This window comes from Streptomyces sp. NPDC005811, assembly GCF_040630405.1.
In the GTDB taxonomy this organism is placed as follows: Bacteria; Actinomycetota; Actinomycetes; order Streptomycetales; family Streptomycetaceae; genus Streptomyces.
On sequence record NZ_JBEXXK010000028.1, the window covers coordinates 47,206 to 63,503 of the forward strand.

14 protein-coding genes are annotated in these 16,298 nt (G+C 71.8%); 3 read left to right on the forward strand and 11 right to left on the reverse strand.

What is annotated here, in order from left to right:
* Positions 1 to 12: 12 nt before the first annotated feature.
* Positions 13 to 1,449, reverse strand: a complete 1,437-nt coding sequence (locus ABZ490_RS28260; protein WP_358995636.1) for an MFS transporter — start codon at positions 1,447 to 1,449, stop codon at positions 13 to 15.
* On the reverse strand, positions 1,446 to 2,036 hold the full coding sequence (locus tag ABZ490_RS28265) for a TetR/AcrR family transcriptional regulator (protein WP_358995639.1): 591 nt from the start codon (positions 2,034 to 2,036) through the stop codon (positions 1,446 to 1,448). The genes ABZ490_RS28260 and ABZ490_RS28265 overlap by 4 nt, the downstream gene beginning before the upstream one ends.
* 141 nt (positions 2,037 to 2,177) lie before the next feature.
* Between ABZ490_RS28265 and ABZ490_RS28270 the strand changes: the two genes are divergently transcribed.
* Complete coding sequence (locus tag ABZ490_RS28270) at positions 2,178 to 2,627, forward strand: PPOX class F420-dependent oxidoreductase (RefSeq protein ID WP_358995642.1); 450 nt, start codon at positions 2,178 to 2,180, stop codon at positions 2,625 to 2,627.
* A 206-nt stretch (positions 2,628 to 2,833) separates the two neighbouring features.
* Here the strand turns inward: ABZ490_RS28270 and ABZ490_RS28275 are convergent, their stop codons facing one another.
* Both ABZ490_RS28275 and ABZ490_RS28280 read right to left on the reverse strand, forming a co-directional pair.
* A complete protein-coding gene (locus tag ABZ490_RS28275; RefSeq protein ID WP_358995644.1) occupies positions 2,834 to 4,177 on the reverse strand; it encodes an MFS transporter in 1,344 nt (447 codons plus the stop codon).
* 275 nt (positions 4,178 to 4,452) lie between these two features.
* Entirely contained in the window at positions 4,453 to 5,118 is a 666-nt protein-coding gene (locus tag ABZ490_RS28280; RefSeq protein ID WP_358995647.1) for a TetR/AcrR family transcriptional regulator, read from the reverse strand.
* Positions 5,119 to 5,289: 171 nt separating this feature from the next.
* Here ABZ490_RS28280 and ABZ490_RS28285 point away from each other — a divergent pair, with 171 nt between their 5' ends.
* Entirely contained in the window at positions 5,290 to 6,168 is an 879-nt protein-coding gene (locus tag ABZ490_RS28285; RefSeq protein ID WP_358995879.1) for a shikimate dehydrogenase, read from the forward strand.
* A 71-nt stretch (positions 6,169 to 6,239) separates the two neighbouring features.
* Complete coding sequence (locus tag ABZ490_RS28290; protein ID WP_358995650.1) at positions 6,240 to 8,057, forward strand: TIM barrel protein; 1,818 nt, start codon at positions 6,240 to 6,242, stop codon at positions 8,055 to 8,057.
* A 19-nt stretch (positions 8,058 to 8,076) separates the two neighbouring features.
* On the opposite strand, the gene ABZ490_RS28295 is transcribed toward ABZ490_RS28290, so the two are convergent.
* Genes ABZ490_RS28295 through tal form a run of 7 tightly spaced genes read right to left on the reverse strand, consistent with a single transcriptional unit; the run spans position 8,077 to position 16,297 of the window.
* On the reverse strand, positions 8,077 to 9,519 hold the full coding sequence (locus tag ABZ490_RS28295; protein ID WP_358995653.1) for a membrane-associated oxidoreductase: 1,443 nt from the start codon (positions 9,517 to 9,519) through the stop codon (positions 8,077 to 8,079).
* Between the two features lie 41 nt (positions 9,520 to 9,560).
* The gene (locus tag ABZ490_RS28300; RefSeq protein ID WP_358995656.1) at positions 9,561 to 10,154 is read right to left on the reverse strand and encodes a histidine phosphatase family protein; all 594 of its coding nucleotides are present in this window, start codon (positions 10,152 to 10,154) and stop codon (positions 9,561 to 9,563) included.
* 6 nt (positions 10,155 to 10,160) lie between these two features.
* Positions 10,161 to 11,042, reverse strand: coding sequence for a phosphogluconate dehydrogenase (NAD(+)-dependent, decarboxylating) (gene gnd / locus ABZ490_RS28305; RefSeq protein ID WP_358995659.1), 882 nt, complete (start codon positions 11,040 to 11,042; stop codon positions 10,161 to 10,163).
* A 9-nt stretch (positions 11,043 to 11,051) separates the two neighbouring features.
* On the reverse strand, positions 11,052 to 12,692 hold the full coding sequence (pgi, locus tag ABZ490_RS28310) for a glucose-6-phosphate isomerase (protein ID WP_358995662.1): 1,641 nt from the start codon (positions 12,690 to 12,692) through the stop codon (positions 11,052 to 11,054).
* Entirely contained in the window at positions 12,685 to 13,620 is a 936-nt protein-coding gene (gene opcA / locus ABZ490_RS28315; protein WP_358995665.1) for a glucose-6-phosphate dehydrogenase assembly protein OpcA, read from the reverse strand. The genes pgi and opcA overlap by 8 nt, the downstream gene beginning before the upstream one ends.
* Positions 13,617 to 15,152 (reverse strand): glucose-6-phosphate dehydrogenase, encoded by a 1,536-nt coding sequence (gene zwf / locus ABZ490_RS28320; protein WP_358995668.1) that lies wholly within the window; start codon positions 15,150 to 15,152, stop codon positions 13,617 to 13,619. The genes opcA and zwf overlap by 4 nt, the downstream gene beginning before the upstream one ends.
* Entirely contained in the window at positions 15,149 to 16,297 is a 1,149-nt protein-coding gene (gene tal / locus ABZ490_RS28325) for a transaldolase (RefSeq protein ID WP_358995670.1), read from the reverse strand. Before tal ends, zwf begins: the two co-directional genes overlap by 4 nt.
* Between the last annotated feature and the right edge of the window lies 1 nt (position 16,298).

A 16,298-nucleotide genomic window follows, 5' to 3' on the forward strand; every position in this document is an offset into this window, starting at 1 on the left:
TCCGGTACGACCTCAGTGCTCATGGTCGCCCAGGGAACGGGCGTGCGGACCGCTTTCCACGCCGTGAGCGGTGTGGGGTGTGTCGCTTCGGCCGGCCGCCACGCCGGCGGGGGTGAGGGCGGGGGCGTCGGTGCCGGCGGGCCCGGGGGTATCGGCGGGCGTGGGGCGTCCCGGCAGGGCACGGCAGAACGGGAGCGCCGCGAGGGCCGCCACGCCCAGCACGGCCATCGGGGCCCGGGCCGGGCCGAGACCCGTCAGCAGGGTCGCCGAGGCGACGCCCAGCACCGGTCCGACGTTCATCGCCGTCTGCTTGAGTCCGCCCGCCACCCCGGCCGACTCGGCGGGAGCCTGCCGTACGACGACGTGGGTGGCCGCCACCATCACGGTCCCGAACCCGGCGCCCACCAGCGCGAACCCGGCGGCGAAGGCCGTCTCGCCCGGCGCCCGGGCCAGCACCAGCAGGCCGGTGCCGAGTACGGCCGTCGCCCCCGTGACCGCGGCCCGGGCGCCCACCCGGCGCAGCAGCACCGCCGAGACGGGCGCCGCCGCGATCAGGCACACCGCCAGCGGCAGACTGACCAGCGCACTGCGCAGGGCGGTCAGCCCGAGGCCGTCCTGGAGGACGTAGACACAGGCGAACAGTCCGCCGTTCAAGGCGGCCGAGGCGGTCAGCAGCAGGGCGATCGCGCCGCGGACCGCGGGGGAGCGGACGACGTCCGACGGCAGCAGGGGCGCGGGCGCCCGCCGCTCGTGCCGCACGAAGGCGACCGCGGCGAGGAGCGCGGCCGGCGCGGACCAGGTCGCGCCCGGGAGGGTGACGAGGGCGTGCACCAGACAGGCCAGCGCCACGGCGAGCAGCAGGGCGCCGGGGACGTCCAGCGGGGTGCCGGCCGGGGGCCGCCCCTCCTCCCGTGCGGTCAGGGCGAACACGCCGAACAGCAGCGCGGGCACCACGTTGAGCAGGAAAACGGCCCGCCAGCCGAACGAGGTGGCGAGCGCCCCGCCCACCACCGGCCCGGCCGCGGCCGCCACCCCGATGGCCGCCGTCCGCACGGCGATCGGCGTACGCAGCCGGTCCGGCGGGAACGACGCCCGCAGCATCCCGAGCGTCGCCGGTTGGAGCAGCGCCCCGAACACCCCCTGGACGACGCGCAGTCCGATCACCCAGCCCACGCCCGGCGCCACCGCGATGCCCGCCGAGGCGGCGCCGAAGCCGAGCATGCCGACCCCGAAGGCACGGCGGTGCCCGTACCGGTCGCCGAGCCGCCCGGCGAACACCAACAGGCCCGCCACGGCGACGAGATAGCCGGTGCTCGTCCACTGCGCACCGGCGAGCGAGGTGTGCAGGTCGTGGCGCAGGCTCGGCTGGGCGACGGTCAGCACGGTCCCGTCCAGGGCGACGACCACGGCCCCGGCCACACTGCTCGCCAGCGTCACCGGACGGTTCACCGGCCGCCCTCCGGCCCGAGGTGCGCGTCGAGAGCGGTCCGCAGCAGGGGGCGGAAGTCGTCCGCTCCCGTGGCGAGTTGGAGGCTGCCCCAGCCCCACAGCTGGGCGATGCCGTGCAGGTTCGCCCACAGCGCGCCCGCGACCGCCCGTGCGTCGGTGTCGGGACGGGCCCGGTCCACCAGGTCCACCAGGACGCCGAACAGCGGAAGGCTGGTGTCCCGCAGCCGCAGATGCCCGCTCTCCAGCAGATCATGACGGAACATCAGCTCGTACATTCCGGCGTGGTCCAGGGCGAACTCCAGGTAGGCCTGCCCCAGTTCGGTGAGCTGGGCGCGGGGGGCCGCGTCGCCGTCGGTGAGTGTCGCCGTCACCCGGACCCCCAGCTGGGTGAAACCGCGGCGGGCGATCGCCGACAGCAGCTCCAGATGGGTGGGGAAGTAGCGGCGCGGCGCGCCGTGGGACACACCGGCCCGCCGGGCGATCTCCCGCAGGGTCAGCGCACCGGCCCCCTCCAGGGCGACCAGATCCACGCCGACGTCGACGAGACGGGTCCGCAGATCGGGGTCCGGCTTCTCGGATTCGCTCATAGACACTGTCTACCATCGATGAGTAGACAGTGTCTACGACCCGTCGGCGGCGGGCTGGAGTGCGATGACGGCGTGCGGACGGCGTGCGGACGGCGTGCGGGCGGGGGAATGCGCCTCGGTGGTGCGCCGGTTGTATGGAGCATGACTCGGGACACGACGCGACACGCCCTGCTGGCCCTGCTCTCCGAGAGCCGCGGCGGAGTACTGGTCACCCTGAAACGGGACGGCCGCCCCCAGCTGTCGAACGTCAGCCACCACTACGACCCGGACGAGGGCCTGATCCGGATCTCCGTCACCGACGACCGCGCCAAGACCCGCAACCTCCGCCGCGACCCCCGCGCCTCCTACCACGTCACGACGGCCGACCGCCGCGCCTACACCGTCGTCGAGGCCGTCGCCGACCTCACCCCGGTCGCCGCCGACCCCTACGACGACACCGTCGAGGAACTCGTCCGCCTCTACCGCGACGTCCTCGGCGAACACCCCGACTGGCACGACTTCCGCACCGCCATGGTCCGGGACCGGCGACTGGTCGCCCGGCTCAGGGTGGAGCGCGCGTACGGGATCCCCCGGGCGGCCGACACCATGTGAGCGCACGGCGGCGCACGGCGGCGCACGGCGACGCGTGAGCGCTCACGGCGGCCCGGTGCGGCCCGGTGCGGCTCATGACGGTTCATGACGGCTCATGCCTGAGCCCCCGGAGCCGTGGCGGCGTCCGGGGGCTCGGGAGTCCGGGGAACGGGGAACGGAGGACGGAGGACGGGGGACGGGGGTGCGGTGAGGTGGTCGGACGGCCGTCAGGCCGTCACCGTCTCCGGCTGGGACACCTCTCGGGCACCCCGCTCGCCGAGCTGCTCGGTCGGGATCTTCGCGGTCTCCCGGGCCGACAGCGCCGCGATCACCGGCGGTACGCACAGCGCCGCCGTGAACAGGGCGACGGAGGACCAGTCGTCCCCGCCCGGGCCGGCGATCTGCGCCGCGAAGGTGACCGCGAAACCGGCCACGGCGAAACCGATCTGGGTGCCGATCGCCATGCCCGACAGCCGCACCCGGGTCGAGAACATCTCGCCGTAGAAGGAGGGCCACACACCGTTCGCGGCGCTGTAGACCACTCCGAAGGCGACGACGCCGAGGACCAGGATCAGCGGGTAGGAGCCGGTGGAGATCGCCCACAGGTACCCGAACATCGCCACCGCGCTGCCCACCGCGCCGATCAGGTACACGGGACGGCGGCCGATGCGGTCGGAGAGCGTGGCCCACGCCGGGATGGCGCCCAGCGCGACCAGGTTGGCGAGCGCGCCGACCCACAGCATCGAGGAACGGTCCATGCCGACCGCGTCGCTCGTCGCGTACGCCAGCGCCCACACGGTGAAGATGGTGCTGACCGAGGCGATCAGCGCGCCCCCGATCACCCGCAGCACATCCGCCCAGTGCTCCCTCAGCAGCACCACCAGCGGCAGCTTCACGACCTCGCCGGTGGCCTGCTGCGCCTCGAAGGCCGGGGTCTCCTCCAGCTTCCGCCGGATCACATAGCCGACCACGGCGACCGCGATGCTCATCCAGAACGGCACCCGCCAGCCCCACGACAGCAACTGGTCCTCGGGCAGCGCCGCGACCGGGATGAAGACCAGCGTGGCCAGCAGCTGCCCGCCCTGCGTGCCGCTCAGGGTGAAGCTGGTGAAGAAGCCGCGCCGGTGCGGCGGCGCGTGTTCGAGCGTCATGGAGTTGGCGCTGGCCTGCTCGCCGGCGGCGGAGATGCCCTGCAGCACACGGCACAGGACCAGCAGGACGGGGGCGAGGGTGCCGACCTGGGCACGGGTGGGCAGGCAGCCGATCAGGAACGTCGACACGCCCATCAGGATCAGCGTGAACACCATGATCTTCTTACGGCCCACACGGTCCCCGAAGTGCCCGAGGAAGAGCGCCCCGACCGGCCGGGCCGCGTAGGCGACACCGAAGGTGGCCAGCGACAGCAGGGTCGCGGTGGCCGGGTCCGACTCGTCGAAGAAGACCTTCGGGAAGATCAGCGCGGCCGCGCTGCCGTAGATGAAGAAGTCGTAGTACTCCAGGGCGCTCCCGATCCACGCCGCCGTGGCGGCTTTCTTCGGCTGGCCGGGGGGTGCTGCGGCGGGGACGGACACGGCGTGCTCCTTCGGGGGAACTCCAACGTACGCAGGAGTGGGACAAAAGGGGAGAAGGGCCGGATCCCTGGGGTGCGGGGCGGCTGCGCCGGGTGGATGACCCCGGCTAATTAACCCACTGGGTAGTTAGTAGCGGATGGCCAGTGATGTTGCGCCGTTGTTTCGCCGCTGTCAATAGGTCTCGGCGGAGGGAAGCGGGGCGGTGGTATGCGATCTGCCGTACGCGGTCGACCGGCGACGGTCGTCCGCCGATCGCATACCGTCGACGGTCGCCCTCAGCCCTCCGTCCGCTCCGCCGTCAGGTACGCGATCACCATGTCCCCGAGCATGGTCCGGTAGTGCTCCCGCTGTGCCGGATCCACCAGGTCGCGCCCGAACAGCGCGCCGAAGGTGTGCCGGTTGGCCACCCGGAAGAAGCAGAACGAGCTGATCATCGCGTGCAGGTCCACGGCGTCCACCTCGGCGGTGAACAGCCCGGACTCCCGGCCGGCGGCGAGGATGCGGCGGATCACGTCGAGCGCGGGGGAGCCCATCCGGCCGAGCTTCTCGGAGGCGGCGATGTGCTCGGCCTCGTGGATGTTCTCGATGCTGACCAGCCGGATGAAGTCCGGGTGCCGCTCATGGTGGTCGAAGGTCAGCTCGGCCAGGCGCCGGATCGCCGCCACCGGGTCCAGGTGCTCGACGTCGAGCCGTTGCTCGGCCTCGCGGATCACGCCGTACGCGCGCTCCAGGACGGCGGTGAACAGCTGCTCCTTGCCGCCGAAGTAGTAGTAGATCATCCGCTTGGTGGTGCTGGTGCGGGCGGCGATGTCGTCGACGCGGGCCCCGGCGTAGCCGACGCGGGCGAACTCCCGGGTCGCCACGTCCAGGATCTCGGCCTGGGTCCGGGCGGCGTCGCGCGTGCGCCCGTTGGGTCGTGCCGGTTCGTCGACGCTGGTCATCGGGTTCCTTCGGGCGGCGTGGCTGCGTGCAGCGATTCTAGGAGCCGTTCCCGTCCCGTGAGGCGAGAGGGGCTTCCCCGGTGGCCCGGCGGGGTGCTATGACTAACTCACCAGTTCGTACATTAGCCAGCCGCTCAGGAGGTCCTCGTGACCAAGGACGTGACCCAGGACGTGACCAAGGACTCGTATCTCGTGGGTCTGATCGGTTCCGGAATCGGCCCGTCGCTCAGCCCGGCGCTGCACGAGCGGGAGGCCGACCGGCAGGGGCTGCGCTATCTGTACCGGCTGATCGACATCGACGTCCTCGGGGCCGCGCCACAGGCGGTCGGCGATCTGGTGCGGGCCGCCCGTGACCTGGGCTTCGACGGGCTGAACATCACCCACCCGTGCAAGCAGCTGGTCATCGAGCACCTCGACGCGCTGTCCCCGCAGGCGGAGGCGCTCGGCGCGGTCAACACGGTCGTCCTCGAGGACGGCGGCCGGGCCGTGGGCCACAACACGGACGTCACCGGGTTCGCCGCGTCGTTCGCCCGCGGGCTGCCGGACGTCCCGCTGGAGCGGGTCGTGCAGCTGGGTGCGGGCGGCGCGGGCGCGGCCGTCGCGCACGCCACGCTCACGCTCGGCGCCGGCCGGGTCACCGTCGTGGACGCGCTGCCCGAGCGGGCCGCGCAGCTCGCCGCCGCCCTGAACCGTCACTTCGGCGAGGGCCGGGCCACCGCGTCGGGCCCCGACCGGCTGCCGGAGCTGCTGGCGCACGCCGACGGCGTCGTCCACGCCACCCCGACCGGCATGGCCGCCCACCCCGGCCTGCCCTTCCCCGCCGCGCTGCTGCGACCGGGACTGTGGGTCGCCGAGGTCGTCTACCGTCCCCTGGAGACCGAACTGCTGCGCACCGCCCGCGCCCTCGGCTGCGCCACCCTCGACGGCGGCGGCATGGCCGTCTTCCAGGCGGCGGACGCGTTCCGTCTGTTCACCGGGCGGGAACCCGACAGCGCCCGCATGCTCGCCGACATCGCCGAACTGGCCGGCGCCGTCCCCGCCCCCAAGTAGCCGCCTCCTCCCCGTCCCCCCGCACTCATGCCGTCGCGATCCTGAAGCGACCAGAACCACGAGGTGCCCAGGTGCGTACGTCCATCGCCACCGTCTCCCTGAGCGGATCCCTCACCGAGAAGCTGACGGCCGCCGCCCGCGCCGGCTTCGACGGCGTCGAGATCTTCGAGAACGACCTGCTCGCGAGCCCCCTCACCCCCGAGGACGTCCGCGCCCGCTGCGCGGACCTCGGGCTCACCGTCGACCTCTACCAGCCGATGCGCGACGTCGAGGCCGTCCCCGAGGCCGAGTTCGCCCGCAATCTGCGCCGCGCCCGCCACAAGTTCGAGCTGATGGACCGGCTCGGCGCGGACACGGTCCTGGTCTGCTCGAGCGTCTCCCCGCTCGCCGAGGACGACGACGCCCTCGCCGCCGAGCAGCTCGCCCGGCTCGCCGACCTCGCCCAGGACTTCGGCGTCCGGGTCGCCTACGAGGCGCTCGCCTGGGGACGGCACGTCAGCACGTACGACCACGCCTGGCACATCGTCGACACCGCGGGCCATCCCGCGCTCGGCACCTGCCTGGACAGCTTCCACGTCCTGTCCCGCGGCTCCGACCCCAAGGGCATCGAGGACATCCCCGGCGAGAAGATCTTCTTCCTCCAGCTGGCCGACGCCCCGCTGCTCGGCATGGACGTGCTCCAGTGGAGCCGCCACCATCGCTGCTTCCCGGGACAGGGTGGATTCGATGTGGTGGATCTCGTACGCCGTGTATTGCATACAGGATACGACGGCCCGCTCTCCCTCGAAGTCTTCAACGACGTCCTCCGCCAGGCCGAGGCCGGCCCCACCGCCGTCGACGCCCGCCGCTCCCTGCTCCTCCTCCAGGAGGAACTCGGCATCGCCGACCTCCCCGCCCCCGCCACCCCCACCGGGATCGCCTTCACCGAGCTGGTCACCCCCGACGCGGAACCCGTCAGCGCGCTCCTCGGCACCCTCGGCTTCGCCCGCACCGCCCGCCACCGGCGCAAGCCCGTCGAACTGTGGGAGCAGGGCGAGGCCCGGATCCTCGTCAACACCGGCCCGGCCGCCCTCCCCCACTCCCGGCTGCGCTCGCGCGCGGGGACGCCCCTCGACGGAACCACCGTCGCCGCGATCGGCCTGGAGTCCCCGGACCCGGCCGCCGCCGCCTGGCGCGCCGAGGCGCTCCTCGCCCCCGTGCTGCCCCGCCGCCGCGCCGCCGAGGACGCCCCGCTCGACGCGGTCGCCGCCCCCGACGGCACCGAACTCTTCCTCTGCGCCACGCACCGCCCCGGACTGCCCGACTGGCGCGCCGACTTCGAGGACGACCCGCACACCCCGGCGCCCCCCGGCGGGCTGCGCGTCGACCATGTGGCGCTCACCCAGCCCTGGCACCAGTTCGACGAGGCCGTCCTCTTCCACCGTGGCGTCCTCGGTCTCGACGCGCAGGAGAGCGTCGACGTCGCCGACCCCTACGGGCTGCTCCGCAGCCGGGCCGTGACCAGCGGCGACGGCGCCGTCCGCTTCCCGCTGACCGTCGGCGCCGCCCCCGGTGACGACACCGCGCCCGCCCGGCACATCGCGCTGGCCACCGACGACGTGGTCGCCGCCGCCCGCCGCTTCACCGCGGCCGGCGGACGGCTCCTGCCGATCCCCGCGAACTACTACGACGACCTCGCCGCCCGCTTCGCGTTCGCCGACGGAGAGCTGGAGACCTACCGGGACCTCGGCATCCTCTACGACCGGGACGCGCACGGTGTCTTCCGGCACTGCTACACCCGCACCGTGGGCCGCGTCTTCTTCGAACTCGTCCAGCGCGACGGCGGCTACCGGGGCTACGGCGCCGCCAACGCACCGGTGCGGCTCGCCGCGCAGCACGGCGCCCGCTGACCGGCCCACGGGGACCCGCCTACTGACGGCTGATCGTCCTGGTCACGCCGGCGGCGACGGTCGTGGCCAGGATCCAGCCGGTCGCCACGAGGACGTACGACAGCGTCTGGTACCCGCCCCGCGGCGCGAACGCCTCCTCCTGGCCGAACGAGATCACCGGCAGCAGCAGGTCCAGGGTGTAGAAGACGGGGTTGAACTCGGGTGCCTCGTCCGCCTTGAGGGGCGGCGGCGGGTGTCCGGCGTACGCGAGCGAACCGGCGGCGAGCAGCGACAGCAGCCAGACGGCGGCGCGCAGCGGGCGGAAGCCGTAGCCGACGGCCGCGTCCTGGAGGTGGCCCCACAGCCGCCCGTGCCAGGGGAGCGTGGACCGGCGGCGACGCTGCTTGGCGAGCTGGACGACCCGGGCGGCCTGGTCGTCGCCGGTCCTGCGGTATGCGGCCGTCAGTTGTTCGTATGCGTGCGGATCGAAGCCCTGGCCGTCCCGCTCCAGCATGGGCAGCCGGTCCTCGGCGGGCACGTGCGGGGTGAGGAAGGTGTAGGTGAGGTCGAGCAGGCGCACCTGGTCGGGGAGCATCGCCGGTTCCAGGCTGAGCTGGGTGATCTCGGCCCGCCGAAGGTTCAGCATCCCCTCCACCCGGGGGCCCCGGCGCAGCCAGAGTTCGCCGATCACACAGCTGCTGGCCCGCAGGGCGGTGCCGCCGGGGTTGGACAGCCGGGCGTGCAGCAGGTCCACCCGGCCGGGTATCCGGGCCCCGCGCAGGTCGATCCGGCCCCGTGCGCTGAGTCGGCGGCCGAGCAGATTGGCGCCCACCTCCAGCGCGTCGGCCTCCACGACGTGGGCGTCCGGGTTGCTGAGCTCGGCGTCCTCCAGGTCCAGCGACCCGGCGACGGTGGCCCCGTCGAGCCGGAGCAGCCCCCGGGCGCGCAGACCACGGGCGCACAGGTCGTCGTCGACGGAGATCTGGTGGAGATGGAGGGCCGGACGGTCCGTGTCCGCGGCGGTGGCCTCGGCCTCCTCCAGGAACAGCGCGCCGGCGATCTGAGCCCCGTCCAGGCGTACGGGCCCGGCGAACCGGCAGCGGGTCAGCCTGAGGCTGCCGTCGATCCGGGCCCGGGTCACCGACAGCGCGGGCATGTCGGAGTCGCGCATGCTGACGTAGCGCAGATGGGCGCCGATGAGGTCGGGCGCCTCGTCGAAGCGGCAGTGGGTGAGATGGACGACGCTGTCGACGGTGGCGTACCGCAGCTCCAGGGCACCGGTGATCCGGGCACCCCGTACCTTGAGGGCCGCTGTCTCCCCCTGTTCCCGCGGGCCGTTGAGGAGCAGCGCCCGCAACACCGAGGCGCGTACGGTCCGTTCGGGCCCCCAGTCGTCGGATCCGTCGCGGAAGTCCACCTCCGCGCCTGTGGCGAAGGCCCGCCAGACACGCTGTTCGGCCGGTGTCAGATCGTCGATCTCCATCAGCCGCGACTCTGGCGGGCCCCTTGAACGGTGTCAACCGGTTACGGCCTGACGTTCCACTCCGCGATCACGGGCCACCCGTGCTCCGTGGACAGCCTGCTGTACGTTCCCGTCGCCAGCTGGAACAACCGGCCCTGCGCGGGCGGGAGTCCGAGCCGACGGGCCGTCAGGACCCGTAGGAAATGCCCGTGGGCGACGAGCACGGCGTCTCCGCCGCAGTCGGCGAGCGCCGCGTCGACCCGGGACAGCACCCGGTCGGCGCGCCGCCCGATCTCCTCGGGCGACTCACCGGGGTGGCCGTCCGTGCCGGGCGGCACCCCGTCGGTCCACAGGTTCCAGGAGGGCCGGTCGCGGTGGATCTCGACGGTGGTGATTCCCTCGTACCCGCCGTAGTCCCACTCGTGCAGGTCGGGCGCGGCGACCGCCCCGCCGATGCCCGCGAGTTCGGCGGTGCGCATCGCGCGGCCGAGCGGGCTGGCCAGGGCGAGACAGAAGGTCCGATGGGAGAAGAACGGAGCGAGCGACTTCGCCTGGAGCTCACCGTTCTCGGTGAGCGGCAGGTCGGTCCAGCTGGTGTGCTGTCCCGACCGGCTCCACTCCGTCTCCCCGTGGCGGACCAGCAGCAGATCCCCCACGGCCGGCTACTCCTTGGCCGACTCGACGGCGTGGCCGCCGAACTGGTTGCGCAGCGCCGCGATCATCTTCATCTGCGGGGAGTCGTCCTGACGGGACGTGAACCGCGCGAAGAGCGAGGCGGTGATGGCGGGCAGCGGCACGGCGTGGTCGATGGCGGCCTCGACGGTCCACCGTCCCTCGCCGGAGTCCTGGGCCCAGCCGCGCAGCTTGTCCAGGTGCTCGTCCTCGGCGAGGGCGTTGACCGCGAGGTCGAGCAGCCAGGAGCGGATGACGGTGCCCTCCTGCCAGGAGCGGAAGACCTCGCGCACGTCCGTGACGGAGTCGACCTTCTCCAGCAGCTCCCAGCCCTCGGCGTAGGCCTGCATCATGGCGTACTCGATGCCGTTGTGGACCATCTTCGAGAAGTGCCCGGCGCCGACCTTGCCCGCGTGGACATAGCCGTACGGGCCCTCCGGCTTGAGCGCGTCGAAGATCGGCTGGAGCCGGTCGACGTGCTCCTTGTCGCCGCCGACCATGAGGGCGTAGCCGTTCTGCAGGCCCCAGACACCGCCGGAGACACCGGCGTCCACGAACCCGATGCCCTGGGCGCCGAGTTCGGCCGCGTGCTTCTCGTCGTCCGTCCAGCGGGAGTTGCCTCCGTCCACGACGACGTCGCCCGCCTGGAGCAGGCCGCCGAGCTCGTCGACGACGGACTGGGTGGGGGCGCCGGCCGGGACCATCACCCAGACGGTGCGCGGCGCTTCCAGCTGCTGGACGAGTTCCGCGAGGTCCTTGACGTCGGAGACGTCGGGGTTGCGGTCGTAGCCCACGACGGTGTGGCCGGCGCGGCGGATGCGCTCGCGCATGTTGCCGCCCATCTTGCCGAGACCGATGAGACCGAGCTGCATATCAGTTCACTACTTCCTGAGTTCGCGGTACGCGGCCACGAGGGCGGCGGTGGAGGGATCGAGGCCGGGGACGTCCACGCCCTCGGTGAGGGCGGGTTCGACACGCTTGGCGAGGACCTTGCCGAGCTCCACGCCCCACTGGTCGAAGGAGTCGATGTTCCACACGGCGCCCTGCACGAACACCTTGTGCTCGTAGAGGGCGACGAGCTGGCCGAGGACCGACGGGGTCAGCTCGGCGGCGAGGATCGTGGTGGTGGGATGGTCGCCCCGGAAGGTGCGGTGCGCGACCTGCTCCTCCGGCACGCCCTCCGCGCGCACCTCCTCGGGCGTCTTGCCGAAGGCCAGCGCCTGGGTCTGGGCGAAGAAGTTCGCCATCAGCAGGTCGTGCTGGGCCTTGAGTTCACCGCTCAGCTCGTCGACCGGGCGGGCGAAGCCGATGAAGTCCGCCGGGATCAGCTTGGTGCCCTGGTGGATCAACTGGTAGTAGGCGTGCTGCCCGTTGGTGCCGGGCGTGCCCCAGACGACCGGCCCGGTCTGCCACGCGACCGGCCGGCCCTCGCGGTCCACCGACTTGCCGTTGGACTCCATGTCGAGCTGCTGGAGGTAGGCGGTGAACTTGGACAGGTAGTGGCTGTAGGGCAGCACCGCGTGGGACTGCGCGTCGTGGAAGTTGCCGTACCAGATGCCCAACAGGCCCAGGATCAGTGGGGCGTTGGCCTCGGCGGGGGCGGTGCGGAAGTGGTCGTCGACGAGGTGGAAGCCGTCGAGCATCTCGCGGAAGCGGTCCGGGCCTATGGCGATCATCAGGGAGAGGCCGATGGCGGAGTCGTAGGAGTAGCGGCCGCCGACCCAGTCCCAGAACTCGAACATGTTGGCCGTGTCGATGCCGAAGTCCGCGACCTTCCCGGCGTTCGTCGACAGGGCGACGAAGTGCCGTGCGACCGCCTTCTCGTCGCCGCCGAGGCCGTCGAGGAGCCAGGTGCGGGCCGAGGTGGCGTTGGTGATCGTCTCGATCGTGGTGAACGTCTTGGACGCGATGACGAACAGCGTCTCGGCCGGGTCCAGGTCGCGGATGGCCTCGTGCAGGTCGGCACCGTCGACGTTCGACACGAAACGGACCGTCAAGTCCCGTGCCGTGTAGGCCCGCAGTGCCTCGTAGGCCATCGCCGGACCCAGATCCGAGCCGCCGATGCCGATGTTGACGACGTTCCTGATCCGCTTGCCGGTGTGGCCGATCCAGGCCCCGGAGCGGACCCGGTCGGCGAAGTCGCCCATCTTCGCGAGCACGGCGTGCACCTGGGGCACGACGTTCTCGCCGTCGACCTCGATCACCGCGTCGGCGGGGGCGCGCAGGGCGGTGTGCAGGACCGCGCGGTCCTCGGTGGTGTTGATCTTCTCGCCGCGGAACATGGCGTCCCGCAGCCCGAACACGTCGGTGGCGGCGGCCAGTTCGGTCAGCAGGGCCAGCGTCTCGTCGGTGACCAGGTTCTTCGAGTAGTCGATGCGCAGGTCGCCGACGCGCACCACGTACCGCTCCGCGCGCAGGGGGTCCGCCGCGAACAGCTCACGCAGTCGCGGGGTGCCCTGCGCACGGTGGGCCGTCAGGGCGGCCCACTCGGGCTGCTCCGTCAGCTGGGGTGAGTCAGACATGAGAGGGGTTCTCCTTGGTGCCCTCGCCCCTGAGGGCGATGGCGTACATCTCGTCCGCGTCGAGGCGCCTGAGCTCCTCGGCGATCAGTTCGGAGGTGGTGCGGACCTTCAGCGCGAGGGTGCGCGAGGGCTGGCCCGGCAGGGTGAGCGTGGCGAGGGGGCCCTCGGGGCGGTCGATGACGATCTCGCCGCCCGCCGTGCCCAGCCGTACGGCCGTGACGACCGGTCCGGCGGTGACGACCCGGTCGATCCGGACCCCGAGCCGTGCCTCCAGCCACCGCGCGAGCAGCTCGGCGGCCGGGTTCTCCGCCTCGGCCTCCACCGCCCCCGACACGATCGGCACCCGGGCCTGGTCCAGGGCCGCCGCCAGCATCGAACGCCACGGCGTCAGCCGGGTCCACGCGAGGTCGGTGTCACCGGGGGCGTAGGAACGCTTCCGGGTCTCCATCGTCTGCAGAGGGTTCTCGACTGCATACAGGTCGGTGATCCGGCGCTGCGCGAGCGCGCCCAGCGGGTCCTTCGCGGGGTACTCGGGCGCGTCCACCGGCCACCACACGACCACCGGCGCGTCCGGCAGCAGCAGCGGCAGGACCACCGAGTCGGCGTGGTCGGACACCTCGCCGTAGGTCCTGAGGATCACGGTCTCGCCGGTGCCGGCCTCGGAGCCGACGCGGACCTCCGCGTCCAGCCGGGACTGGGTGCGCTCCCGCGGGGTGCGGGCGTGCCGCTTGATGACGACCAGGGTGCGCGAGGGGTGCTCGTGCGAGGCCTCCTCGGCCGCCTTGATCGCGTCGTAGGCGTTCTCCTCGTCCGTGACGATCACCATCGTCAGGACCATGCCCACGGCGGGTGTGCCGATGGCGCGGCGCCCCTGTACCAGCGCCTTGTTGATCTTGCTTGCCGTGGTGTCCGTCAGATCGATCTTCATGGCCTGCGCCAGCTCCGTCCGTCTCGTGCGAGCATCTCGTCGGCTTCCTCGGGTCCCCAGCTGCCCGAGGGGTACTGCGCGGGCCTTCCGTGGGCCGCCCAGTACTCCTCGATCGGGTCGAGGATCTTCCAGGACTCTTCCACTTCCTGGTGGCGCGGGAAAAGGTTGGCATCGCCGAGCAGTACGTCCAGGATGAGGCGCTCGTACGCCTCCGGGCTGGACTCCGTGAAGGACTCGCCGTAGGCGAAGTCCATCGTCACGTCCCGGATCTCCATCGACGTGCCCGGCACCTTCGAGCCGAAACGGACGGTGATGCCCTCGTCGGGCTGGACGCGGATGACGATCGCGTTCTTGCCGAGCTCCTCCGTGGCGGTGGAGTCGAAGGGGGAGTGGGGCGCCGACTGGAAGACGACCGCGATCTCGGTGACCCGGCGGCCGAGCCGCTTGCCGGTGCGCAGATAGAACGGGACGCCCGCCCAGCGCCGGTTGTCGACGTTCAGCTTCACGGCGGCGTACGTGTTCGTCGTCGAGGCCGGGTCGATGCCCTCCTCCTCGAGGTAGCCGCGCACCTTCTCGCCGCCCTGCCAGGCGCCCGCGTACTGCGCCCGCACGGTGTGGTCCCCGAGGTCCTCGGGAAGCTTCACCGCCTTGAGCACCTTGAGCTTCTCGGTGAGCAGGGAGGCCGCGTCGAACGAGGCGGGCTCCTCCATGGCCGTCAGCGCCATCAGCTGGAGCAGGTGGTTCTGGATGACGTCACGGGCCGAGCCGATGCCGTCGTAGTAGCCGGCGCGGCCGCCGATGCCGATGTCCTCGGCCATGGTGATCTGCACATGGTCGACGAACGACCGGTTCCAGATCGGTTCGAACATGGTGTTGGCGAACCGCAGCGCCAGAATGTTCTGGACGGTCTCCTTGCCCAGGTAGTGGTCGATGCGGAACACCTGGTCCGGTTCGAACACGTCGTGCACGACCGCGTTGAGCTCACGGGCGCTCGCCAGATTGTGTCCGAACGGCTTTTCGATGACCGCCCGTCGCCAGGAACCCTCCGGGGCCTTCGCCAGCCCGTGCTTCTTGAGCTGCTCGACGACCTTCGGGAAGAACTTCGGCGGCACGGAGAGGTAGAAGGCGAAGTTGCCGCCGGTGCCGCGCGAGGTGTCCAGCTCCTCGACGGCCGTCTTGAGCTGCTTGAACGCCGTGTCGTCGTCGAAGTCGCCCGGCACGAACCGCATGCCCTCGGCGAGCTGCTGCCAGACCTCCTCGCGGAACGGGGTCCGCGCGTGCTCACGCACCGCGTCGTGCACGACCTGCGCGAAGTCCTGGTCCTCCCAGTCCCGGCGGGCGAACCCGACGAGCGAGAAGCCCGGCGGCAGCAGCCCCCGGTTGGCCAGGTCGTACACGGCCGGCATCAGCTTCTTGCGGGACAGGTCGCCCGTCACCCCGAAGATCACCAGACCCGACGGGCCCGCGATACGGGGCAGGCGACGGTCACGGGGATCCCGCAGGGGGTTGTCCCACACAGGGATGGTGCTCATTCCGCGTCAGCTCCCTTGCTCTCCAGCGACTTCGTGACCGTGTTCAGCAAGTCCTCCCACGCCGCCTCGAACTTGGCGACACCCTCATCCTCCAGACGGGTGACGACCTCGTCGTACGAGACGCCGAGTGCCGCTACGGCGGCCAGGTCGGCGCGGGCCCGGTCGTAGCCGCCGGTCACCGTGTCGCCGGTGACGGCGCCGTGGTCGGCGACCGCGGCCAGGGTGGCCTCCGGCATGGTGTTGACGGTGCCCGGCGCGACCAGATCGTCCACATACAGCGTGTCCTTGTATGCAGGATCCTTCACACCGGTGGATGCCCACAGCGGACGCTGCCGGTTCGCCCCCGCTCGTGCCAGCGCGGCCCAGCGCTCACCGGCGACGACGCCCTCGTACGCCTCGTAGGCCAGCCGGGCGTTCGCCAGCGCCGCCCGGCCCTTCAGCGCGAGCGCCTCGTCCGTGCCGAGGGCCGTCAGTCGCCGGTCGATCTCGGCGTCGACCCGGGAGACGAAGAACGAGGCCACGGAGTGGACGGTGGAGAGGTCCACCCCGTTGGAAAGCGCTTGCTCCAGGCCCGCCAGATAGGCGTCCATGACCTCGCGGTAGCGCTCCAGCGAGAAGATCAGCGTCACGTTGACGCTGATGCCGAGGCCGATGACCTCGGTGATCGCCGGGAGGCCGGCCTTCGTCGCCGGGATCTTGATCATCACATTGGGGCGGTCGACGAGCCAGGCGAGCTGCTTGGCCTCGGCGACGGTGGCCGCGGTGTCGTGGGCGAGGCGGGGGTCGACCTCGATCGACACCCGACCGTCGACACCATGCGATGTTGTGTATACAGAATGCAGGATATCGGCTGCGGCCCGCACATCGGCCGTCGTCATCATCCGCACGGCCTCGTCGACCGTCACACCCCGTACCGCCAGCTCGGCGAGCTGCTCCTCGTAGCCTTCGCCCGAGCCGATGGCGGCCTGGAAGATGGACGGGTTGGTGGTGACGCCGACGACATGCCGCGTGGCGACGAGGTCGGCGAGATTGCCGGACGTGATCCGCTTGCGCGACAGATCGTCCAGCCAGATGGAGACGCCTTCGTCGGAGAGGCGCTTCAGGGCTTCCGCGGGGGGCGCGGTCGCTTCGGTCACTGTGATCATC